Source organism: Actinotignum sp. UMB0459 (genome assembly GCF_051905915.1).
GTDB classification, from domain to species: domain Bacteria; phylum Actinomycetota; class Actinomycetes; order Actinomycetales; family Actinomycetaceae; genus Actinotignum; species Actinotignum sanguinis.
Window position 1 is genome coordinate 57,010 of the sequence record NZ_JBQAIK010000018.1, and the last position, 23,179, is coordinate 80,188.

The following is a 23,179-nucleotide window of genomic DNA, read 5'->3' on the forward strand; positions in this document are numbered from 1 at the left end:
TTATTCTCCTTCGGGGGCGGGCGCGGTATCTTGGGCGGGCGCGGTATCGGGTGCCTGGTTTGCGGCGTCTTCCGGCGCTGGTTGTTCTGCGGGCGGTTCTGCTGGTTGTTCTGCCGGCGCGGGATCCGAGCCGTCCGCAGGGGTTTCGACTTCCGGTTGCGTGGCTCCATCCGGTTGCGGCGTGGGCGGCGTGTACATCGGGGCTTCGTCCGGGTTATCGATCTGCCCGTCCACGGAATTACCCGCGATGGTGATGGAATCCCAGCCGGTGATGTACCACGGGGTATTCGCGCGACGTTCGCGGTTGACGGTGGCGACCCGTTCTTCCAGCTGCTCCTGGGCGGTGCCCTCGTTCGGGTCCGCGCCCACGAAGAGCCGCTGGCCGGGAACAACGTAGCCGAGCCGCACCCGAGCCTGGGCCCGCACGTAATCCGGGTCGTTCCACAGGGCCTTTTCCACTTCGAGTTCCCGGGTGTGCTGCTGCACGTTTTCCAGCTCTGCACGCACCGCCCGCAATTCGTGCTGCTGTTCTGAGAAGCGCGAAACCGTGGGAGTCACAATAATAATGGCGAGGATCGCAAAAAGCGCGATGGCTACGGCTCGCAAACTCACGGTGTGCTGGCGCTGGCCGGTTTCCACTTTTATGGCCCGGCGCTGGCCTTTTCTCCTGGCTTTGTTCCCCCGCGAGCCGCCCTGCCACGGTTTTCCTCCGGGACGCGACTTGGCTCCGGGCCGCGGGGTAGCACCCGGCCGCGGTGACGTTTCACTACGGTAGGCGGACCCGGCTCGAGCGGGAGAGCTGGCTGAACGGGCTGCCGAGTGAGGTGAACGGGCTGCTGAGTGGGCTGAGCGCGCCTGCGCATCGCCGCGCGCTCCCCTATCGGGTCGCTTCGGTTTCCGACTACCTGCTTTACCGCGCGGCATGAGGTCGGATCCTTTTCGCCGGGTACCACTTGAGCGGGGGTTTGCCCCGGCGTCCCGGGGATTCGGCGCAGCATCCCTGCGGTTTAGGGCCGCGTCGCGGCGCTTCGCCTGATTTCCTTGGTTCGCTTCAGATCCTTGATTCCCCAGAACTCCGCGCGCGGAGATGCGGCGGTTGCGCTCGGGGCGCGAGGGGGGACGGCGAACACTCATGGCTACCAGTCTAGGCGCCCGGCATCACCGCCCGCGAATAGGGCGCGCCCCCGCCAAGGTCACACAATGCAACCTGACGACATCAAAACAATTTCTTAACGTAGCTGCCGTTGCATTTTGTTTTCGGGTAAACGCGACGATCATCGCCTAAGAATCTCACGAGTTTCACAACGCCCAATAGTCACACGAGGCCCAGGCCGGGCGGTATATGTTTTCAGAGATGTAGTGCAGATGTCGTACATGCGAAGTACACCTCGGAAAAACACCCCGCACATGCCGCCGCGGCGATTCGGATGCGCGCACCAAAGGCCACCCAACAAAGCGCCGCCCCTTCCCCGAAAGGAACGAGCGGCGCTCAGCGCTATCCGTGGGCCACCGGGCTACCTGGTTACCCTGCTAGCCAGCCCGGAGCTTCCAGAACCTTAGGCCTTGAAGCGCGGGAAAGCAGCGCGACCGGCGTAGACTGCGTCTTCACCGAGTTCGTCTTCGATGCGCAGCAGCTGGTTGTACTTGTTGATGCGCTCGCCGCGGGCCGGAGCACCGGTCTTGAGCTGACCGGAGTTGGTGGCCACCGCGAGATCCGCAATCGTGGTGTCCTCGGTTTCGCCGGAGCGGTGCGAGGTCATCGTGCGGAAGCCGTTGCGGTGCGCGAGCTCCACGGCTTCGAGGGTTTCGGTCAGCGAACCGATCTGGTTCACCTTCACCAGGAGCGCGTTCGCGGCCTTGGTTTCGATGCCCTTCTGGAGGCGGGTGGGGTTGGTGACGAAGAGGTCGTCGCCAACGATCTGGACGCGGTCACCGATTTCGGAGGTGAGCTTCTTCCAGGCGTCCCATTCGTCTTCCGAGAGCGGATCCTCGATGGACACGAGCGGGTACTTCTCCACGAGCTCTTCGTAGTAGGCGATCATTTCGTCCGAGGACTTGGTGCCGCCCTCAAACTTGTAAACACCGTTCTCGAAGAATTCGGTGGCGGCAACGTCCAGGGCGAGACCGAAGTCCTTGCCCGGGGTGTAGCCGGCGCGCTCGATCGCTTCGACGATGAGGTCCAGAGCTTCGGCGTTGGAATCCAGGTTGGGTGCGAAGCCGCCCTCATCGCCCAGGCCGGTGGCCAGGCCGCGTTCCTTGAGAACGCTCTTGAGGGTGTGGTACACCTCAGCACCCCAGCGCAGCGCTTCCTTGAAGGTTTCGGCGCCGATCGGGGCGATCATGAATTCCTGAATATCAACGTTGGAATCGGCATGCGATCCACCGTTGAGGATGTTCATCATGGGAACGGGCAGGATGTGGGCGTTCGGGCCGCCAATGTAGTGGTAGAGCGGCAGGCCGGCCGATTCGGCGGCGGCGTGCGCCACGGCGAGGGACACACCCAGGATGGCGTTCGCGCCGAGCTTGCCCTTGTTATCCGTGCCGTCCAGGTCAATGAGCAGCGCGTCAAGAGCGCGCTGATCGTTGGCGTCCATGCCAATGATTTCCGGAGCGATGATTTCATTCACCGCTTCCACTGCCTGCTCGACACCCTTACCGAGGTAACGACCCTTATCACCGTCACGCTTTTCCACGGCTTCAAAGGCGCCGGTGGACGCGCCGGAGGGAACCGATGCGCGCTTGTAGGTGCCATCATCCAGGACAACTTCAACCTCAACGGTGGGGTTGCCACGGGAGTCGAGAATTTCGCGGGCGTTAACTGCCTCAATGAATGCCACAGGTACTCCTTCATATAGACCGTGCCACATAGTTGTGGCTACCTGCGCGGAATATCCGCTGTTTCTATTGTCTCTCAAAACACCCGCGCGCGTCATGCTCAGGCCGTGATTAACTCGGCGTTTTCGCCCTGAGCCGCGAAGATTTTCGCCCACTCGGGACTTTGGCACCGCGCGCGAACCACCCGGGTGCTAACTAGCTCACGCACTTGCGCGGAGAGTTTAGTGCGCCGTGTTTTCTTCCCCTGCGCCGTTAGGTACGACGACGCCGCCCGCCCCGCTTCCCTCCTCTTTGACCACCGAGGTCAGCACGGGGTGAGCCAGGAAAGCGATGAGCGCAGCAATCCCGACCAACTGCAGGGTAAAGATATCCATGAGCACCTTGACCACATAGGCCAAGCCAACTTTCACAGGATCCGCAGTGCCAGCGGGAAGCTCATTGAGCTCCAGCATGGCGAAGGGCCCCGTAATCTGGAGGAAAATCGCGATGACCAGCAACGCCCCCGCGACGCCGTACGTGCGCCGCGCAAAATTTTTTAGAAGATTCGGACTCACGTTCATCGTCATAACAACTCCTTTGTTGTGGTTTCCATGATTCTAAAGCAAGAAAATGAAACGTCACTAGTTTTTCGAAAAAGCGGGCCCGGCACGCGCTGGTATATCGCACGTGCCGGGCCCGCCCGAGCATCAGCTCATTTAATGGCCGCGTTTAGGCAGCACGACGACGCCGCACCGCGAGCGCCCCGCCGGCGAGCAGGGCACCGGAGAGGAGCGCCAAGGAGGCGGCTTCCGCGCCGGTATTCGGGAGCTTCTCCGCCGACTTCTTCACCACGGTCTTGCCGGGCTTAGCAGGAGTGGCCGGTTTAGCGGATCCTGCCGGGGCCGGGTCCGCGGGAGCCGGCGCAGTGGGCTGCGCGGGCGCAGTCGGATCCGCGGGCTGAGCCGGAGCGGTCGGTTCCGCAGGCTGCGTCGGTTCCGCAGGCTGCGTCGGTTCCGCCGGCTGGGTCGGGGCCGGATCTGCGGGCGTGCATTCCTTGAGGGAAGCAACGTTATGGACGGCGCCACGCACGGTTGCTGCGTGTTCGGCAGTGATCTCAGCGAGCACGCCTTCGTCCACAACCGGATTGAGTTTCTCGAGTGCCGCAGCGGTAGCTGCCTGAATATCAGTGTCAGCCTTCGTGCGCGCTGCTTCCGGAGCGCAATCCAGCGCGGCTAGAGCCTTGAGCTGGGCAGCCCGTTCAGCTTCAATAGCGGCTTTCGCTTCACTCAGCTTGGTAGCCCAGGCGTCGAGGAACGGAAGCACATGCGAGAAGGTATCGGCAGCATAGTTATCCGGGCCAGCGTCGAAAAGCTGCTGGGCCGCATTGCGCACCACCGGGTTCTGCAAGCCCGCGATAAGGGCAGCGGTGTCAGCCTTGGCCTTGAGAGAGCCTGCCTTGCGGACCAGGTCACGCACCCGGTTCGAGCTCTGCCCGTAGGTGGTTTTCACGCCGTTGAATTCCTTTTCGCCGGAGATAATCCAGCGCAGCTGTTCCAGGCGAGCATATTCGGCATCCCCAAGCGGGGTAATGGTGGCGGGATCAATATCCTTCCACCACGTCTTCCCGGTCAGTTTCTCAGCTTCGGGGCGGTACGCCACTGCTTCGCGCAGGTAAGCAACGTCCTTCTTGAGCTGGGCGAGGGTCTCCGCATCGATGTAGGAAACATCCCCGTTGAGCACCGCGTCACCCGCAATAATCATCTTCTCGTAGGCTTCGAGATTCTGCAGCACGATAATGCCGTTGAGGCACTGGTTGAATTCCTTGCTCTTGCCCTGCTTGGCGAGGTCGATGCAGGAACGAATCTTCTGGACAACTTCGCTCTTATTTCCGGCCGCGGACTTCTGGAATTCTTCATTGACCCGGCGATCCATTTCCGCAACGGTTTTAGCCGTCTTGGTCACTTCAACAATAGCCTTGTCCAGCTCGGACACCCCGTTGGAATAGGCGTTCACATAGGCTTGGGCGGCCGCAACGAAACGCTGGTCCACATAGGCCTTGGAGTAGTGAGAGGCCTGATTCTGCAGCGCACTTACCATCCAGGCATCGGCCTGATCGGCAGGGGTAGCCCTCAAGGCTTCATTAATCTTGCCCGCAGCGTAGTCGGCAGTACTGGTATCAGCAGCCGCGGCAGGGGCCGGCGCGCCCGCATCGGCAGCGCCCGCAGCTCCGGCACCCGAAGACACCTCCGAAGCAAGCGGCGCGGTGGCTTCGTTCAGGCTTGTCGAATCCGCGAGAGCCGCGCCCGCACCGCCCAGCATCACTGTGCAGGCGGTCGCGGCAGCCACGACACCTCTGAGTACTTTCTTCATATTCTTCCTTACGCTCTCAGCAGCCACGCCACAGGTAGCCGCCACCATCGGTGCCGTTGCGTCATCCCATTTCTTGGACTTAGGCGCCCCTAACGAACATAAGCACACGAGCGCGCCAGCTTTCCACGCGGGTACCCGCAGCCCAGCCCATCGATTCCACCGCCACAACGTACGATTTAATTTATCAAATCACGATATGTTTGATGAAGGTAATTCAAAATCACAATCGTCACAGGGGTGAGTATGAGAGCAGGCCAACAAGCCGGGAACACCGGCTACACCCCGTGAAGAAGCCCGCGGCGGCCCTGCTGCTACCCCACCGAGGAAATAAATACCGCGGTGATGAGATTCGACACCCACTCCAGTACGTCATCACCTTCCATGGGTGCTCCACTTCCCAGGCGCGCGGAAGTCTGCGCCACCCCGAGAGACACCCGACGCGCACTTCCAACCCCACCGCTTCCCGCGGCACTGGCCGGCGGCACAGGTACCATGAGGACTCGAACAGCGGGCTTGAGCATCGCCCCCGGATACAGGCGCTTGAGCCGTGCCTGCCGCGAGTCAGGCAGCGCCACCGGCGTGAAACGCACATTGCGCCCCATCTGGGTAATTTCCTCCAGCCCGGCACTACGCGCCAGGTCACGCAGCTGCGCTATCCGGAAAAGCCGCGCGGCCACCTCGGGAATCTCCCCGTAGCGGTCGCGCAATTCCGCGCGAATTTCCTCGCGTTGGGCCTCCCCGCGCGACGCCGCCAACTTGGTGTAAATCTCCAACCGCAACCGTTCGGAAGGCACGTAATCTTCGGGCAGGTAGGCTTCCACCGGCAGCTCAATGCGCACATCGCTGCTGGCGTCGTCGTCGCCCGGAATCTCCCCGCGTATTTTCGCGACCGCTTCGGAGACCATGCGCACGTATAAATCGAAACCAACGCCCTCAATATGGCCGGATTGTTCGCCGCCGAGCATATTGCCCGCCCCGCGGATTTCGAGGTCCTTCATGGCAACCTGGGTGCCGGCCCCGAGGTCGGTATTCGCGGCGATGGTTCGCAGGCGTTCCAGGGACGTTTCCGTGAGCGCGCGATCCGGATCATAAAGGAAATACGCGTAGGCACGCTCGCGCCCGCGGCCCACGCGCCCGCGCAGCTGGTGGAGCTGGGAGAGCCCGAGCTTATCGGCATTATCCACAATGAGCGTATTCGCATTGGAAATATCGAGGCCCGTTTCCACGATGGTGGTGCAGATGAGGACGTCGATCTCGTGATCCCAGAAATTCTGAATAACATTTTCCAGATCGCGTTCGCTCATTTTTCCGTGGGCGACGGCGATGCGCGCCTCGGGCACCAGCTCGCCGAGCTGCGCGGCCACCCGGCCCATATCCCCCACCCGGTTATGCACGTAAAAAACCTGGCCATCGCGCAGCAACTCGCGGCGAATCGCGGCGCTGATCTGGCGGTTTTCCCGCGCGCCCACGTAGGTGAGAATCGGGTGGCGTTCCTCGGGCGGAGTGGCCAGGGTGGACATTTCCCGCACTCCCGTGACCGCCATTTCCAGCGTGCGCGGAATCGGGGTGGCCGACATCGACAGCACATCGATATTCGGGTACATCTGCTTGAGCGTCTCTTTATGTTCGACGCCGAAACGCTGCTCCTCGTCAATCACCACCAGACCGAGGGCTTTGAAACGCACATTTCCCGTGAGCAGGCGGTGGGTACCGATCACCACATCGATACTGCCAGCGGCGAGCCCGGAAATGACCTCCTCCGATTCGCGCGCGCTCTGGAAACGCGAAAGCGCCGCCACTCGCACCGGGAAGCCGGCGTAGCGTTCCTCGAACGTCTCCCGATGCTGCTCCACGAGCAAGGTGGTCGGCACCAGAACCGCCACCTGGCGGCCATCCTGCACCGCCTTGAAAGCCGCTCGCACCGCGATCTCCGTTTTGCCGTAGCCCACATCCCCGGAAATGAGGCGATCCATGGGGACCGGCTTTTCCATATCGGCTTTCACTTCGTCAATGGTGTGCAGCTGATCAGGGGTTTCCACGTAGGCGAAAGCGTCTTCGAGCTCGCGCTGCCAGGGAGTATCCGGAGAAAATGCGATACCCGGAGTTGCCATGCGCTGCGCGTAGAGACGAATAAGCTCAGAAGCAATTTTGCGGGTGGCCGCGCGGGCCTTCGACTTCGTTTTCTCCCAATCGGCCCCGCCCATTTTATTGAGGCTCGGGGATTCCCCGCCCGAATACTTGGAGACCTGGTCAAGCTGATCGGTGGGCACCCAAAGCTGATCGGGCGGACCGCCGCGCCGCGAAGGTGCATACTCCAGCACAATATATTCACGCTGCCCACCCTTGCCGCCAATCGCGCGCTTTTCCATCCGCACGAAACGGCCTACCCCGTGGCGATCATGCACCACAAAATCCCCGGGAGTGAGAGACAGCGGGTCAACGGCATTCTTGCGGCGCCGCTTGGGCAGCGTGCGCATATCCCGGGTGGAGGAACCGCCCCGCCCGGTCAGATCCGCGCCCGCGTACACCCCGAGCTGCTGGTCGTCCATAACGAAACCCTCAGCGATGGGCGCGGCCACCACGTAAACCACCCCAGGTTCGAAGTGAGCGGGGAGCTCCGCTACCGCGCTGGCGGGAACGCCCAGCTCACCGAGCTGTTCCGCGTAGCGACGCGCCAAGCCCGGCCCGTCCACCACGAGCACCTGCCGCACCCCGCGCCGTGCCTGCTCCCCGATAGCGGCGAGAGCCTCATCAACTTTCCCGAGGAACTTGCGCGGTTCGCGCGCCGCGACAGCGGCGCCGGCGTCGTCGTTCTTGGTGGTGCCTCCATTCGAGGCGACGTTTCCAGAAAAGCCGCCGAGCGTCCACCAGGCCTGGCCCCGCGTGAGCGCCGCTTCCCGAGTAGCCGCCACGCTCGCGAAACTCGCCGCATTGGCCTGAACCGGCGGCGTACCCCCGGCCGCCGCCGCGCTCCACGCCGCCGCCAGGAATTCCTCCGTGGTGGCGATCAGCGATTCCGCGCGCTGATCTACGCGCTCCGGCTCGATAATGAGGAGGCGGGCGGTGGCGGGAAGCACGTCCACCACGGCGTCCATGCCGTCCACGAGCACCGGCGTGAGAGATTCCATGCCCTCCGGGGCGATGCCAGCGGCGATTTTGTCGAGCATATCGGTGGCGCCGGGCAACTCGCTGATAAGCGCGCGGGCGCGGGTGCGCACCGATTCGGTGAGGAGAATTTCGCGGCAGGGCGGGGCGTAGAGTTCCTCACGTTCCTCCATGGAACGTTGGTCGCCCACGGAGAAGGTGCGGATTTCGTCCACGGTATCTCCGAAGAATTCCACGCGGATCGGGTGGCGTTCCGTGGGCGGGAAAACGTCCAGAATTCCGCCGCGCACCGCGAATTGGCCGCGGCGTTCCACCATATCAACCCGGGTGTAAGCAGCGTTCACCAGCGCATTTTCCACCTCTTCCATGGGGGCATCCTCACGGAGGCGGAGCCGCACCGGCGCCAGATCACCCAGGCCGCGGGTAATGGGCTGAAGCAGTGCGCGCACCGGCATAATGAGGAGGCGCAGCGGCTCGAATTCCTCCGGGTGGGCCAGGCGGCGCAGGGTGAGCAGGCGCCGGGCCACCGTATCCGAACGCGGGGAAAGGCGCTCGTGCGGGAGCGTTTCCCAGGAGGGGAACACCGCGATCTGCTCGGCCGGAAGGTAAGCGCGCATCGCGCCCTCAAGGATTTCGGCCTCCCGCCCCGACGCGGTAATGGCCACGTGGAGGGGATGCGATGCGGCGGGGCCGGTTACCGAATCACCGCCGTGCGTAAGGTAGGCCAGGGCCGGGGGCACCACCCCGCGCGGCATCGGAATATCCAGGCGAGTAGCGGTCGAAGCGGCGGCGCCACTCAGAGCGGGATCGGCGCCGATGAGCGGCAGCAAGGATTCTAATTGCACGGGACGCTCGTTTCCTTCCTCGTCCTTCTGGGGTTTTGGTTCACGCTCGGCGCCACCGGCTAATGCTTCGTATGCAAACGCATCGTGGCGCTTTCCAGCCCGTTACGTAGCACATCCTCCACGGCGTCCGCGGCCTGTGCGATGAGCACGTCAAGCTCCTTGCGCTCCGCCGAACTAAAAGGGCGCAGCACAAAATCGGAAGGGTCCTGGCGCCCGGGCGGCCGGCCGATGCCGAAGCGCAGCCGAATATAATCCTTCGAGCCCGTGGACTGCGAAATCGACTTGAGCCCGTTATGCCCGCCTTCGCCCCCGCCGCGCTTGAGACGCAGCGTTCCGAAAGGAAGATCAAGTTCATCGTGAACCACAATAAGGTTCTCCACCGGGCAGTCGTAATAGCGCAGCAGCGAGCTCACCGGCCCTCCCGAGGTATTCATATAGCACTGGCACGTGGCAAGAATGACCTGCTCACCGGCCTGCCCGGGCATCACCCCCACCCGCGCGGAAAGCTGGTTCGTCTGGGTGGCGCCGTGCGAGCGCAACTGCCCCCCGCAGCGCGCGGCAAGCTCCGCCACCACCATATACCCACAATTGTGGCGAGTTCCGGCATAGGTAGCACCGGGATTACCTAATCCAACAACAGCGTACATGCGTTCCTCCTGTGCATCTTCAACCGTACCCGCTTACCCGAGATTGTTGCGTTCCTGCGTGCCTCGTATTTTTTACGACGACGCCGACATGGCACGCGGCCGCGGACATTGCGTCCGCGGCCGCGTGAAAGTCACTCGTGGCGAGTGGGGTGCATTGCTGATTTACTCGCCGGCACCTTCGGAAGCTGCCGCTTCTTCGGCTGCTTCTTCTGCCTGAGCTTCGGCCATAGCGGCATCGGCTTCTTCCAGCGCCTTATCAACCTGAGGCTCCATGACCAGGGAGACGATTTCTTCACCGTCAACCAGGGCTTCCACATCCTCGGGAAGCTTGAGGTCCGCAACGGTGATACGTGCGCCATCTTCGAGACCTTCGACGTTGACCTCGATGGATTCCGGAATATCGATTGCCGGGGCAGACACCAGAATATTGAGGAGTTCGAGGGTGTTGATAAGGCCCGGAGCCGGTTCGCCCACAACGACCACCGGAATTTCAACCTCGACCTTTTCATCGCGCTTGACGCGCAGGAAGTCAACGTGCTCAATGGAGCGCGAGAGCGGATTGCGCTGAATGTCCTTGACCAGCGCGAGGCTCAATTCACCATCAATAGTAAGGCTGACCAGGGCATTCGGATTGCCCTTGACCGCGAGGAACATGTCGTGCGCATCCAGGTGCACGTGCACCGGCTCAATCCCGTGCCCGTAAAGCACCGCGGGAACGCGCCCATCGCGGCGCAGGCGGCGAGCCGCACCCTTGCCAAATTCATCACGGGTTTCGGCAGTCAGCTTGGCAGCATCAATAGCCATGATTCTCCTTCGTTGTATTACCGGTCACCCGAATGACGGGCTGACCTAGATATTGTCAATATGAACACCCGAGGCGCGCAGACCGCGCCGGGTGGTGGCCTCGTAAAGCAGGCCACCCGAAGGAGCGCCTGCCGCGTCGATAACGGAAAAGTTCGCGAGCGCGGATCCCGTTCCCAGCTCCCCTGCCCGCAGGTTCACCAGGTGATTCCGCGCTTTGAGCTCCCTCCCTCGCCGAAGCAACGCCGTCAATTTTAGGGCGACGGCGGCAAAAAACAAAGTTTTTTGCCGCTCCTCACATACCCCGTGCCCTTCCTGCCCTACCAGCGCCTCACCGCCAGCCCGCTCCACTGGCACACCCACTGGCACACCCGCGACCCGCGCCCAAAAACCTCGACTCACCGCAACGCACTCACACCCGCCTGACCTGGGCATACGCACGCAGCCACGCCGTCACGGGCTGCTCAACCCCGGAATGCCCACGTTGCCACACCATCCGCCTCGCTAGAATCCGCCCCGCCAGCTGGCGCCGTCGTCGTACCACCCTTTCCCACCCACAAAACGTGCATTTTGAACCTTAAGACCCACAAAATGTACATCCTGGACATTAAAACGCCGAAAAACTGTCACCCACGTACATTTTGTTTTGGCGCACCTGTGGAGGCACGCTAGCGGCACCTTCAAGCGATTCCCGGTCGGCTTTCGCTTGTGGATAACCTCTTGTTCCTGTGGATAGCACCTTGCCCAAATGACCGTGAGGCTCAATACTCACCCCATGAGCAAACGAATCCGAGATCTTCCACTACATCCTCCCATCTTTAGTCTCCCGCAGCTCGATAAGCTTGGGTTACCTAGGTCCTTCACCAGACATCGGCGTTTCGAGCGGCTAGCACCCGGAATTTATCGGGACACCAAACGTGACATAACGGAAGTCGACGTTCTTCTTGCTCTCCTTCATAGATTTCCTACAAGCGTGGTAACAGGGAGCTCCGCAGTGCGCCTTTGGGGATTACCACTACCACCTCGTCTAGTGACATGGGACAGCTCTAAACCGGTAAACCTCTCATCCCCTTCAAAAAAACTACCCACATTCCCACCCCCTTATCCGCTGGGATCGCACGCAGCTGCTGGACAGCGACATAGAAACGATCCGCACGCCCGGTGGTAACCTGCGCATTGCGTCGCGGCCGCGTGCTGTTCTGGCGAGCGTGCCGGATCTATCGTTTTACCAGCTCATCGCGGCAATCGACGCGCTCCTGCGCATTCCTCGTCGGCGCTTCGAGGGGAGGTCGGCGCCCTACACCACCCGCGAGGGACTGGAGACTTTCCTGGCCGAACACCCGAACTGGAATTTTGTGGTGCACTTCCGCGCGGCGCTGGCCTGGGCGCGGGTGGGTGCGGATTCACCGATGGAAACCCTACTGCGGCTCATTATCGCCATGGCGGGATTCCCGGAACCGCGCCTCAACCAGCGACTTCTCGCCCCCGACGGCCGCTCGCTCGGCCAGCCCGATATGCTCTTCGAGGAGCAGCGCATTATTGTGGAGTACGACGGCGCACCTCACCGAGACGCCTCTCAGCAGGTCAAGGATCGCCAGCGGCGAGAGCTCCGCACCAGCTACGGCTGGATCGAACTGCAGGTTTTCCACCCGGATCTCCGCCTTCCCCGGCAGCTCGTCCGCACGATGTTCAACCCGGGCAGGCCCGCGCTTCCGCGCATCACGAGCGGCGAAGTTCCCGCAACCGCTCGCCTGGCCGAGGCATTCCGCCAGCGCGGGTGGCGGGTGAGGGAATGAGCCGGTAGAGGTAAGGACCTGAGTCGGTGGCCGACCAGGAATTACGGCAGCCACACACATTCTCGCAGGGCTTGCTCGACGCCGCCCTATCCCAGCGCGCGCAGCAACAACCAGATCGCGAGTGCGGTTCCGAATATGCCGACCAGCCAGCGCACCACACCACCGGGGAGGAAACGCTGGAGGTGTGGGCCCACCATTCCGCCGAGCAACCCGCCGAGCATCATGGTGAGCGCCGCCGCGTAGTCCACTTCCCCGGACCAGATGAAGAAGAGCAGGGCCGTGAGATTAGCGCAGCCCAGCACCGGGGATTTGAGCAGCAGCGCTTCGTGGGTGGTCATCGGGGTGAGGATCGCGGCGATGCCAAGATAAACAACCGCGGAGGCCGCCCCGAAATAACCTCCGTACACGCCCAGCACTCCCACCAGCACCAGGAAAGTGGGAACCGGAATATTAGCGTGAATGCCGCGTCGCTCCAGGTAGGGGCCGATCAATGTGGAGAGGGTGGCGATGAGCACCAGCCAGGGCACCACGAACTCAAAAACTTTCGGGTCGAAAGCCAGGAGCAGCACCGCGCCGATAGCTCCGCCCACCGCGCTGATAAACATCTGCGGCCACAGCGGGTAGGCCTGCACCGCCCGCATGGACCGCCAGCCGGTGAGTACAGACCCCAGGCTGCTCCCGAAATTATTGATCGCATTCGTGACATTGGCGGTAATCGGTGGGAATCCGAGGGCGAGGAGGGCCGGGTAGGTGACCAACGATGCCACTCCGGTCAGGTACCCCACGATGCCGCCAACCAGACCAGTAGCAAAGACAAGTACGGACAGCGCCCAAGTCGATGTGACCACCACGTGCGTTATCTTCCTTCCTAGCCGCGTCAAGTACTGGTTCCCCAGCTACATTGAGCACTGGCTTCTTAGCCGCATCAACTACTAGCTTCCCAACCCCGGAAAGTACCGGGCTCCCATTAAGCACCGGGCTCCCACTAAGTACCGGGCTCCCACCACAACAATGGAGGCGCCGGTACGCTCCAGCGCACCAGCGCCTCCTCGTGAGGCTACCTCACACTCAGTACGCGCCGTCAAACAGCGAGGTCACCGAGCCGTCCTCGAACACTTCGTCAATGGCACGGGCCAGTGTGGGAGCAATCGAGAGCACCGTCAGGCCCTTAAAACGCTTCTCATCGGGAATCGGCACGGTATCGGTCACCACAAGTTCGCGAATCGGAGCGTTCGAGAGCCGCTCCACCGCTTCCCCGGAAAGCAGCGCGTGGGTGGCCGCCACGATCACGTCTTTGGCACCGGCATCCTTAACAACGCGGATCGCGCCGACCAGCGTGCCTGCCGTGTCAATCATGTCATCGACAATAATGGCGGTTTTACCGGCCACATCGCCAACCACACGGTTGGCCTTCGCGGTATTCGCTTTCTCGATATTGCGGGTCTTATGCACGAAAGCCAGCGGAATTCCGCCCAGGCGCGAGGACCACTGCTCGGCCACCTTAATACGGCCGGCATCGGGTGAGACCATAACGGCGTCGTCGCCGGTAATAATGGAGCGGACGTATTCGACCAGGGTGGGCATCGCCCACAGGTGATCCACCGGCCCATCGAAGAAACCCTGGCTTTGCGCGGCGTGCAAATCCACGCTCATAATGCGGTTCGCGCCGGCCGTCTTGAGAAGATCAGCCACCAGCCGCGCGGAAATCGGTTCGCGGCCCTTGTGCTTCTTATCCTGGCGGGCGTAGGGATAATACGGCGCCACCACGGTGATGCGCTTGGCCGAAGCGCGTTTGGCCGCATCCACCATAAGCAGCGTCTCCATCAGCCACTTATTAATGGGGCTGCTGAAGGCCTGCATAATAAAAACATCCGCCCCGCGGATGGACTCCTCATAGCGGATGTAAATTTCCGAATTCGCGAAATCGTAAATGGTGGTGGGCAGCATGCTGATATGGAGGCAGCGCGCAACCTCCTCCGCCAGCTCCGGATAAGCGCGGCCCGTGGCTAGGACCAGCCGCTTATCGTTCGATACCCGCATTCCCGTGCTCATTGTGCTCCCCCGATGTGTTTCGCCTGCTTGGGTTTTTCGACGTTGTCAGCTTATGTGATCGCGGCGCTACCCGCTACCTGGTAAACGGTGTTTACCAGCAGAACAATGTTTACCCGCCACAGCGGTGCTGCGGCGCCTCCCCGAGAGCCACCGCGTGCCGGGCGCATCTCCCGGCTGGGATCAGGCAATCGCGCAGGTACACGTGCCGCGCCCGCGCGCCCTCTTCCACGATGACGTTGGCAAGCTCCCCGGGCCCCACATGCCCGAACCGCGCAACCCGCGTGGTCCCGCGCAAAATAGTATGAGGTTCGACGACGCAATCCGGCTCCAGCTCCACCTGGACGTCAATCCACGCCGTGGCCGGATCAATAATGCTCACCCCGCTGCGCATCCACCGCTCCCCGATGCGCCGATTCATTTCCCTGCGCAGGGCCGCGAGCTGGACAAGATCATTCGCACCTTCCGCAGCCAGGTAATCACTGCTCACGTAGGAGCCCACTCCGGCGCCGAGTTGATAGGCCCGCGCCACAACATCGGTCAGGTACATTTCCCCCTGGGCGTTATCCGTGCCCAGGCCCGCCAGCGCCTCGCGCAAAAATGCAGCATCGAAAATATACGTGGAAGTATTTATTTCGTTGATGGCACGCTGCTGCGTACTTGCGTCTTTATCTTCTACGACGGCGCAGATGGTTCCTTCCCCATCGCGCACAATCCGCCCGTAGCCAGCCGGATCTGGCACCCGGGCGCTCAGCACGGTGACAGCGGGGCTGGCGGGAGTAGCCGAGGCGGTAGCTGCGGCGTCGTTCCCGCCACCACCGTTCCCGTGGGCGCGCGCGAGCTCCCCGAGAATCTCCCCACCCAAAAGCGGGGTATCCCCGGCCATAACGAGAACCGGACCGGTCACGCTCGCACCCAGAGCTTCCATTCCGCACCATACAGCGCGGCCCGTCCCCTTGATTTCATCCTGGTCGGCAATAATGACCGAATCATCTAGTTCAAGCGCGTGGGCGGCCACTCGGTCCCGTTCGTGGCGCACCACCACCACGATATGCTGGGGATTCAGGCTGCGGGCAGCAGTGATGGCGTGCCCGAGCAGCGTGCGGCCGCACACCTCATGCAAAAGTTTCGGGGTGGCTGATTTCATGCGAGTTCCCTGGCCAGCAGCCAGGATGACGACAGCGGAGAGATCCATGCCTTCCCTTTTCCGGCGGCGATGCGCCCTATATTTCGCCACGGACGCTGACGCTGCGCCCGAAAACGTTCCGCCACTAGGATTCGAACCTAGAATAACGGTTCCAAAGACCGCTGTGTTGCCGTTACACCATGGCGGAGAACTGCCGACGCGCGGGCCGGCACCGGTATAGTCTAGCTGACCGAAGCGCTCCTGGCATAATACTAAGTATGAAACAGACCTCGCCTGAGGGTACGAACGGCGTCGATGCCGCCCGCGCCGCCGACAACACGCTCACTGACCCCACCCAGAACACCGCTGCCACCACCACACCTGCCCCCGCCTCGGAAAAGAAACGGGTGCGCATGTCGCGGGCAGACAGGCGTAAACAATTGGTGGGTGTGGCGCGGGAACTTTTCGCGGCGCAGGGTTTTGACGGGGTCTCCATTGAAGAAATCGCCGCGGCCGCCCAAGTATCCAAGCCCGTTGTGTACGAGCACTTCGGCTCCAAAGAAGGCATTTACAACGTAGTGGTGGATCGCGAGCTCGTCACCCTCACGGAATTACTCTCCGCGCGTATGAACATTGGGCTGCCCGAGCGCGAAGTGCTTGAGTCCATCGTCGTCGCCGTGCTGGATTATATCGAGCATAACGACGACGGTTTTCGCCTCCTTGTGCAGCGCTCGCCAGCTACGCTCGGCGGGGATTCCTTCTCCACCGTGATCGCGGATGTGGCTGATTACGCCTCCGATTTACTCGCGCCCATGCTCGGGCGCAACGGTATCTCTCCCCAATACGCACGTATTTACGGGCAGACGCTGGCCGGGGCGCTCGGCCAGGTGGGCCAGTGGTGGGTGGATGTGCGCCAACCCGATAAAGAGACCGTGGCGGAACACGTGGTGAATTTTATGTGGAACGGCTTGCGCGGGCTGGAATCACAGCCGCGCCTGCTCACCCGCGGCGGGCACTAGCCGCAATCCGGCCCATCTCCCTTTCTTATTCTAGGTTTCACCTGGGCTGTGGCATAGAATGGACGGCGACACGCAAATAGAACGATGGCGCTCTAGGTGACGTCACCGGTCTTGCACGCGACGGTTGCCCGTGTCTGGACGCGTGGCGTGCTACCCTGGAAAATTCATCAATCGAACAATAGCAAGGACATACCCCTTATGCTCTCCGTTGAGAACATCTCCAAGAGTTTCGGGTCGCGCAAAGTATTGCAAAATCTCACCTTCGCGGTTCGCCCCGGTGAAATCTTCGGTTTCGTCGGCTCGAACGGCGCTGGGAAAACCACTGCAATGCGCATTATGCTCGGCCTCCTGAGTAAAGATTCCGGGCAGGTGACCTGGAATGGTGGCCCTATTGATTTCGCGGCGCGCCAGCGCATCGGCTATATGCCTGAAGAGCGCGGTCTCTACCCGAAAATGCCGGTCGATAAGCAGCTGATGTATTTCGCGCGCCTGCACGGGATGAGCCCGGATGCGGCGCGGGCCGCCATGGAGCGCTGGACTGATCGCCTCGGGGTGGGGTCACGCCAGGAGGATGCCGTCCAGAAACTTTCCCTCGGTAACCAGCAGCGCGTGCAGCTGGCCGCCGCCCTTATTCACGATCCGGAACTGCTCATTCTTGATGAACCTTTCTCCGGGCTGGATCCGGTAGCGGTACGCACCATGAGCGAAACGCTACGCCAGAAGGCAGACGAAGGCGTCCCGGTTATTTTCTCCTCGCACCAGCTTGACCTGGTGGAACGCCTATGCGATAGCGTGGGAATTCTCGCGGGCGGAAATATCGTGGCTCGCGGCACCGTTGATGAATTGCGCAATGCCGGGAATCCGCCCTACGCGCTGGCGGTACGGGCAGCAGAAGCCACGCTGCGCACGGCCCTCACCCAGGCCGGATTTACCGTCCAGCCCGATCCGCTGGCCGGAACGTCAGAGGCGCCGCTGAGTGCGGGAATTACCCGCGTGCTCGTGGAAACCCCGGCCGCCGCGGGAACCGCCGACCCCACCGCCGCGCTTCTCAACGCGGCCCAGCAGGCCGGCACCGTGGTGGAATTCGCCCAGCGCCGCCCTCACCTCACGGAATTGTTCCGCGACGTCGTCCAGGTGCCTTCCACGGAAGAAGAAGGCGATGCGGCCACCACCAAGAAAAAGCGTGGCCTGTTCGGCTCGCTGTTCGGAAAGAAGGCTAAGTAATGGTACGCATTGTTTTCGCACGCGAGTTCAAGAACGTTTTTGCCTCCCGCGCCACCATGATTTCCCTGGCGGTGATATGGGTGATTGCTATTGTGGCAGGTTTCGCGGGCCGCGTTTTCCTGGGCGGGGATGATGAAGCCGCCGGAGCAGGGCCGGCCCCGCAAGCCCAGGGTATTTACCTGGAGGCCGGCGCCGCGGAGCTCCAGCCCTATCTCGAGAGCGCCGGTTTCTCCGCACTCCCGACCTCCAATATCGCTGCCGAGCTGGCGGTTGACGAACCGGAAGCGGAGATCGGAATTTCCGGTACCGCGCTCGATCCGCAGATCGTGGCCACCTCCCCGGACCCGAAGGAGCTTCCCGCTCTCAAGAAGATCCTGAGCACCTACCTGCTGGAGGAATCCGGGGTGGATGCCACGGTCCTCGCCCACCTGGATGCGATTAATAATCTTCAGGTGCAGACGGTGAATTACACTCCCTCCGGCATCGGAGCTAATCCCATTGGTTTCCTGATCGGCTCGGTCAGCGCCATGCTGATTTTCTTCATGGTGATGGGCGGAATCGGCGCGGTGGGCGCCGGCGTCGTCGAAGAAAAATCTTCGCGCGTAGTGGAAATTATTTTGACGACGGTTCGCCCGCGCGTCCTGCTCCTCGGCAAAGTGCTGGGCCTGGGCGCCGGCTGGGTAGTCATCCTCTTCGGCTATATCGGCGCAATTATCACCGGCGTGACCATTTCCGGGCTGTTCCCCGATCTCAGTTTCCTCCAGGAATTCGGGCTGGCCGGCATGGTGGCGCGCACGGTCCTGTGGATGGTGCTCGGCTACTTCACGGCCACCGCGCTGGTGGGCGGACTGGCTGCCACGGTGTCCCGCCAGGAAGACCTGGCCGGCATCAACACCCCGGTCATGTTTATCCAGTTCATCCCCTTCTACACCGCGATCTACCTCATTCCGGCGCTTCCGGAAGCCGCGATCACGAAGATCCTCTCCGTGCTGCCTTTCTTCGGCCCGTTCATGATGCCCATGCGCACCGCGATCGGCGAGGTCCCGCTCCTGGAAGAACTGGCCGCCGTCGGCATCAATGCCCTCGGGGTCTTCCTCCTGGCGATCCTGGCCGGCAAGATTTACGAACGCTCGATTTTGCGGATGGGTGAGCGCGTCAAGCTCACGCAGATTTTCCGTAAGGCTGCCTAGCCTTCGAATGTAAGCACGACGACGACAAGCGTGGGGGGGCCGGGGGGGTGGGCCGGGCCCCCAACGGCGTCGTCGTGCTTGAAACGCGTGTCGCGTTTGAACGCGCGGTGCTTGAAGGCGCTGCGCTTGCAGGTGAACTGTTGGAGCCTTAAAAGGTTGGGGTGTTTTTTTTTTATTAAAAACTGGTTTTGGGGGCCGGGCCGGGTTTTTTTTTTTCGGAGCCCCCCGCGGGGGGGCGCCCCCCCCGGCCCCCCCCCGCTGGGAACTCCCCCGCTACCGGGGAACTTGTTTAGGAGAACATTCCGTAGCCGGCTCCGAGATCGAACTCTTGGAAGTCGGTATACGGGAAGGTGTCATCGAACATGTCGAAATCGGTGGCGGCAAAGCCGTTGTTCTTTTCGAACTCCACCCGAGCTTCGGCAGTCGGTTCGATCTTGGCCGAGCGCATCGTCTCCAGACCGGTACCGGCCGGGATGAGCTTACCGAGGATAACGTTTTCCTTCAGACCCTCGAGCGGATCGGACTTGGAATTGAGCGCGGCCTCGGTGAGGACGCGGGTGGTCTCCTGGAAGGAGGCAGCCGAGAGCCAGGAATCCGTAGCCAGGGAGGCCTTGGTAATACCCATAAGCTCCGGGCGCCCGGAGGCGGGCTTGCCGCCTTCGGCCATCGCCGCGCGGTTCTCATCTTCAAAGCGCGCCACGTCCACCAATTCGCCCGGCAGCAGTTTCGTGGTTCCCGCTTCCAGCACGGTAATACGGCGCAGCATCTGGCGCACAATAACCTCAATGTGCTTATCGTGGATTTCCACACCCTGGGAGCGGTACACGGCCTGCACTTCGGAAACGATATGTTCCTGAGCCACCCGACGGCCGGAAATACGCAGCACCTTCTTGGGGTCGACACTGCCTTCCACGAGCTGCTGGCCCACATTGACGTGGCCACCTTCGGGGACGAAGAGCTTGGCTCGCTTGGCGACCTGGTAGACAAGGTCTTCTTCGCCGTCGTCGCGCTGAATAATGAGGCGACGCACGCGTTCCCCGTCCTCGATCTGGAGGTGCCCGGCCGCTTCCGCGATCGGTGCCTCACCCTTCGGGGTACGGGCTTCGAAGAGTTCCTGCACACGGGGAAGACCCTGGGTGATGTCGTCCGCGGAGGCCGAACCACCGGTGTGGAAGGTACGCATCGTCAGCTGGGTACCCGGTTCACCAATGGACTGAGCGGCCACGATACCCACGGCCTCGCCAATATCAACGAGCTTGCCGGTGGCCATGGAGCGGCCGTAGCACTTGGCGCAGGTGCCGGTACGCGACTGGCAGGTCAGCACCGAACGCACCGATACCTGAGTGACACCGTTCTCGATGAGGTGTTCGATAATCGCATCGCCCAGATCGGTTCCGGCCGCCGCCAACACTTCGCCGTCGTCGGAAACTACATCCTTGGCCAGCGTGCGAGCGTACACCGAGGTATCCAGCTGCGGATCGGGAACGAGAGTGCCGTCCGCGCCCTTTTCTGCGATGGTCTTCAGCAGGCCGCGACTGGTCCCGCAATCGGATTCGCGCACGATAACATCCTGCGCCACGTCCACGAGACGGCGGGTAAGGTACCCGGAGTCGGCGGTACGCAACGCGGTATCCGCCAGGCCCTTGCGGGCACCGTGGGTCGCCACGAAGTATTCGAGAACCGAGAGGCCCTCGCGGTAATTCGAGGTAATCGGGCGGGGAATAATCGCTCCCTTCGGGTCAGCAACCAGACCGCGCATACCGGCAATCTGACGAACCTGTTCCCAGTTACCGCGCGCCCCGGAGGACACCATGCGGTTCACGGTGTTATCCGCGGTGAAGTTTTCACGCATCTCCACGGCGATCGCGTCCGTGACTTCGGACCAGAGATCCACGAGGTCGCGACGGCGATCCTCGTCCTCGATACGACCGGTGAGGAACTGGTTTTCGATAACCGCGGCCTTCTTTTCGGCTTCCGCCAAAATTTCCGGCTTCGATTCGGGTACGACGACGTCCGATACCGCAATGGTGGCGCCGGAGCGCCCGGCCCAGTAGAAACCGGCGGACTTCAGGGCGTCCAGCGAGGCAGCTACGTAGACCTTTTCGTAGCGTTCGGCCAGCCGATTGACGATGCCGCCCAGCACCTTCTTGTCGACCGTCTCGTTGACGTAGGGGAAGTCCACGGGGAGCGAATCATTGAAGATCGCGCGGCCCAGGGTGGTTTCCAGCAGCAGCCGATCCCCTTCTTCGAAGTTCTCCGGAGCCTTCCAGCCGCGCGGGGGAACAACATCCGCTTCGAAACGGATCTTAACCTTGGCATTGAGATCGAGACTGCCCATGTCATAGGCCATCCGCGCTTCATCAATGGAGGTGAAGGATCGGCCTTCCCCGGTGGCGCCGTCGACCTGAGATGTCAGGTAGAACAGCCCGATAACCATGTCCTGCGAAGGCATGGTCACGGGGCGCCCGTCAGAAGGCTTGAGGATGTTATTCGAGGAGAGCATGAGGATGCGGGCCTCGGCCTGGGCCTCCACGGAGAGCGGGAGGTGTACAGCCATCTGGTCGCCGTCGAAGTCTGCGTTGAAAGCGGAGCACACCAGCGGGTGCAGGCGGATAGCCTTGCCTTCAATCATGAGCGGCTCAAACGCCTGAATACCCAGGCGGTGCAGGGTTGGGGCGCGGTTGAGGAGCACCGGGTGTTCGCGCATAACCTCTTCGAGGACGTCCCACACCTCGGGGCGCTGGCGGTCGATAAAACGCTTGGATGCCTTGATATTCTTGGCGATTTCCAGGTCCACGAGGCGCTTTTGCACGAAGGGCTTGAAGAGCTCGAGAGCCATGACGCGCGGCAGCCCGCACTGGTGCAGCTTCATGGTCGGGCCCACCACGATCACGGAGCGGCCCGAGTAATCCACGCGCTTACCCAGGAGGTTCTGGCGGAAGCGGCCCTGCTTGCCCTTGAGCATATCGGAGAGCGACTTGAGGGGACGGTTGCCGGCACCCTGCACCGGGCGCCCGCGCCGGCCGTTATCGAAGAGCGCGTCCACGGATTCCTGGAGCATGCGCTTTTCGTTATTGACCATGATCTCCGGAGCACCCAGGTCAAGCATGCGCTTGAGGCGGTTATTCCGGTTGATCACACGGCGGTAGAGGTCGTTGAGATCGGAGGTCGCGAAACGGCCACCGTCCAGCTGCACCATGGGGCGCAGATCCGGCGGGATCACCGGCAGCGCATCAAGCACCATCGATTCGGGCTTGGTATCCGAGTGCAGGAAAGCGTTAACCACCTTGATGCGCTTGAGGGCGCGAGCCTTGCGCTGAGCGGTACCCGATTCGATGATCTCAACGAGGCGGTCGTGTTCGGCCTGCAGGTCGAAAGAGCGCAGCCGAGCCTGGATCGCTTCCGCACCGCGCGCGGCCTTGAAATAGTCGCCGTAGTGCGCGTCCATTTCCCGGTAGAGATCTTCGTCGCCTTCCAGGTCCCCCACCTTGAGCTTGGTGAAGCGATCCCACATGGTTTCCAGGCGCTCGAGTTCACGATCCGTATTCTTGCGGATCTTAGCGAGATCGTTATCAGCCTGGCGCTTGATCTTCTGCTTCTGGGAATCGGTGGCACCATCTTCTTCCGCCTGCGCGAGCTCCTTTTCGAGCTCCTGCTGGCGGGTTTCGAGGGTGACATCCCGGTTCTTTTCCAGGGCGCGGCGCTCCAGTTCGTATTCAGACTGGAGGGTGGGCATATCCGCGCGGCGCGCCTCTTCATCAACTTCGGTCACCATATAGGCGGCGAAGTAGATGACCTTTTCGAGGTCCTTGGGGGCCACGTCCAGGAGGTAGCCCAGGCGCGAAGGCACGCCCTTGAAGTACCAAATATGGGTGACGGGAGCGGCGAGCTCAATATGGCCCATCCGTTCGCGCCGCACCTTCGAGCGGGTGACTTCCACGCCGCAGCGTTCGCAGACAATACCCTTGAACCGCGGCCGCTTGTACTTACCGCAGGCACATTCCCAATCGCGGGTGGGCCCGAAGATCTGTTCACCGAACAGGCCGTCCTTTTCCGGCTTGAGGGTGCGGTAGTTGATAGTTTCCGGCTTCTTCACCTCACCGTGCGACCAGGCACGGATATCATCCGAGGTTGCCAGACCAATGTGGAGCTGGTCAAAACGATTAACGTCGAGCAAGATTCCTACTTCCGAT

General features: G+C 62.0%; 16 protein-coding genes and 1 tRNA gene. 4 read left to right on the forward strand and 13 right to left on the reverse strand.

Features of this window, described 5'->3' with window-relative positions; translation table 11 throughout:
* The 8 genes from ACTFPK_RS07185 to ACTFPK_RS07220 all read right to left on the reverse strand — a co-directional run bounded on the left by ACTFPK_RS07185 (position 1) and on the right by ACTFPK_RS07220 (position 10,783).
* Positions 1-639: a septum formation initiator family protein gene (locus ACTFPK_RS07185; protein ID WP_439911377.1), complete on the reverse strand. Its 639-nt coding sequence runs from the start codon at positions 637-639 to the stop codon at positions 1-3.
* Positions 640-1,556: 917 nt separating this feature from the next.
* Entirely contained in the window at positions 1,557-2,837 is a 1,281-nt protein-coding gene (gene eno, locus ACTFPK_RS07190; RefSeq protein ID WP_016443220.1) for a phosphopyruvate hydratase, read from the reverse strand.
* A 219-nt stretch (positions 2,838-3,056) separates the two neighbouring features.
* Positions 3,057-3,401 carry a hypothetical protein gene (locus tag ACTFPK_RS07195; protein ID WP_439911378.1) on the reverse strand — a complete coding sequence of 115 codons (345 nt, stop codon included), beginning with the start codon at positions 3,399-3,401 and terminating at the stop codon, positions 3,057-3,059.
* A 142-nt stretch (positions 3,402-3,543) separates the two neighbouring features.
* Positions 3,544-5,184, reverse strand: coding sequence for an LPXTG cell wall anchor domain-containing protein (locus ACTFPK_RS07200; RefSeq protein WP_439911379.1), 1,641 nt, complete (start codon positions 5,182-5,184; stop codon positions 3,544-3,546).
* 311 nt (positions 5,185-5,495) lie between these two features.
* Complete coding sequence (mfd, locus tag ACTFPK_RS07205; protein ID WP_439911381.1) at positions 5,496-9,134, reverse strand: transcription-repair coupling factor; 3,639 nt, start codon at positions 9,132-9,134, stop codon at positions 5,496-5,498.
* A 59-nt stretch (positions 9,135-9,193) separates the two neighbouring features.
* Positions 9,194-9,781: an aminoacyl-tRNA hydrolase gene (pth, locus tag ACTFPK_RS07210; protein ID WP_284891062.1), complete on the reverse strand. Its 588-nt coding sequence runs from the start codon at positions 9,779-9,781 to the stop codon at positions 9,194-9,196.
* A 162-nt stretch (positions 9,782-9,943) separates the two neighbouring features.
* Positions 9,944-10,585, reverse strand: coding sequence for a 50S ribosomal protein L25/general stress protein Ctc (locus ACTFPK_RS07215; protein WP_274736262.1), 642 nt, complete (start codon positions 10,583-10,585; stop codon positions 9,944-9,946).
* A 45-nt stretch (positions 10,586-10,630) separates the two neighbouring features.
* The gene (locus tag ACTFPK_RS07220) at positions 10,631-10,783 is read right to left on the reverse strand and encodes a hypothetical protein (protein ID WP_284891064.1); all 153 of its coding nucleotides are present in this window, start codon (positions 10,781-10,783) and stop codon (positions 10,631-10,633) included.
* A 1,007-nt stretch (positions 10,784-11,790) separates the two neighbouring features.
* Between ACTFPK_RS07220 and ACTFPK_RS07225 the strand changes: the two genes are divergently transcribed.
* A complete protein-coding gene (locus ACTFPK_RS07225) occupies positions 11,791-12,378 on the forward strand; it encodes a hypothetical protein (protein ID WP_439911382.1) in 588 nt (195 codons plus the stop codon).
* An 86-nt stretch (positions 12,379-12,464) separates the two neighbouring features.
* Here ACTFPK_RS07225 and ACTFPK_RS07230 read toward each other — a convergent pair whose 3' ends face one another.
* The 4 genes from ACTFPK_RS07230 to ACTFPK_RS07245 form a co-directional block, all read right to left on the reverse strand.
* Positions 12,465-13,226, reverse strand: a complete 762-nt coding sequence (locus ACTFPK_RS07230; protein ID WP_231366724.1) for a sulfite exporter TauE/SafE family protein — start codon at positions 13,224-13,226, stop codon at positions 12,465-12,467.
* Between the two features lie 220 nt (positions 13,227-13,446).
* Positions 13,447-14,430, reverse strand: coding sequence for a ribose-phosphate diphosphokinase (locus tag ACTFPK_RS07235; protein WP_016443229.1), 984 nt, complete (start codon positions 14,428-14,430; stop codon positions 13,447-13,449).
* A gap of 109 nt (positions 14,431-14,539) precedes the next feature.
* Positions 14,540-15,622: an NTP transferase domain-containing protein gene (locus tag ACTFPK_RS07240; RefSeq protein WP_439911383.1), complete on the reverse strand. Its 1,083-nt coding sequence runs from the start codon at positions 15,620-15,622 to the stop codon at positions 14,540-14,542.
* A 68-nt stretch (positions 15,623-15,690) separates the two neighbouring features.
* Positions 15,691-15,761, reverse strand: a tRNA-Gln gene (locus ACTFPK_RS07245).
* Between the two features lie 70 nt (positions 15,762-15,831).
* Between ACTFPK_RS07245 and ACTFPK_RS07250 the strand changes: the two genes are divergently transcribed.
* The 3 genes from ACTFPK_RS07250 (at position 15,832) to ACTFPK_RS07260 (ending at position 18,986) form a co-directional block, all read left to right on the forward strand.
* On the forward strand, positions 15,832-16,572 hold the full coding sequence (locus ACTFPK_RS07250; RefSeq protein ID WP_016443231.1) for a TetR/AcrR family transcriptional regulator: 741 nt from the start codon (positions 15,832-15,834) through the stop codon (positions 16,570-16,572).
* A 198-nt stretch (positions 16,573-16,770) separates the two neighbouring features.
* Positions 16,771-17,796, forward strand: coding sequence for an ABC transporter ATP-binding protein (locus ACTFPK_RS07255; RefSeq protein ID WP_016443232.1), 1,026 nt, complete (start codon positions 16,771-16,773; stop codon positions 17,794-17,796).
* Positions 17,796-18,986: an ABC transporter permease gene (locus tag ACTFPK_RS07260; protein ID WP_016443233.1), complete on the forward strand. Its 1,191-nt coding sequence runs from the start codon at positions 17,796-17,798 to the stop codon at positions 18,984-18,986. The genes ACTFPK_RS07255 and ACTFPK_RS07260 overlap by 1 nt, the downstream gene beginning before the upstream one ends.
* 289 nt (positions 18,987-19,275) lie before the next feature.
* Here ACTFPK_RS07260 and ACTFPK_RS07265 read toward each other — a convergent pair whose 3' ends face one another.
* Positions 19,276-23,163: a DNA-directed RNA polymerase subunit beta' gene (locus ACTFPK_RS07265; RefSeq protein ID WP_126134684.1), complete on the reverse strand. Its 3,888-nt coding sequence runs from the start codon at positions 23,161-23,163 to the stop codon at positions 19,276-19,278.
* Between the last annotated feature and the right edge of the window lie 16 nt (positions 23,164-23,179).

Bases quoted from the DNA above. Each gene is read 5' to 3' on its own strand.
- ACTFPK_RS07195 (WP_439911378.1), bottom strand. From the start codon at position 3,401: ATGACGATGAACGTGAGTCCGAATCTTCTAAAAAATTTTGCGCGGCGC.
- ACTFPK_RS07200 (WP_439911379.1), bottom strand. From the start codon at position 5,184: ATGAAGAAAGTACTCAGAGGTGTCGTGGCTGCCGCGACCGCCTGCACA.
- pth (WP_284891062.1), bottom strand. From the start codon at position 9,781: ATGTACGCTGTTGTTGGATTAGGTAATCCCGGTGCTACCTATGCCGGA.
- ACTFPK_RS07215 (WP_274736262.1), bottom strand. From the start codon at position 10,585: ATGGCTATTGATGCTGCCAAGCTGACTGCCGAAACCCGTGATGAATTT.
- ACTFPK_RS07235 (WP_016443229.1), bottom strand. From the start codon at position 14,430: ATGAGCACGGGAATGCGGGTATCGAACGATAAGCGGCTGGTCCTAGCC.
- ACTFPK_RS07240 (WP_439911383.1), bottom strand. From the start codon at position 15,622: ATGGATCTCTCCGCTGTCGTCATCCTGGCTGCTGGCCAGGGAACTCGC.
- ACTFPK_RS07250 (WP_016443231.1), top strand. From the start codon at position 15,832: ATGAAACAGACCTCGCCTGAGGGTACGAACGGCGTCGATGCCGCCCGC.
- ACTFPK_RS07255 (WP_016443232.1), top strand. From the start codon at position 16,771: ATGCTCTCCGTTGAGAACATCTCCAAGAGTTTCGGGTCGCGCAAAGTA.
- ACTFPK_RS07260 (WP_016443233.1), top strand. From the start codon at position 17,796: ATGGTACGCATTGTTTTCGCACGCGAGTTCAAGAACGTTTTTGCCTCC.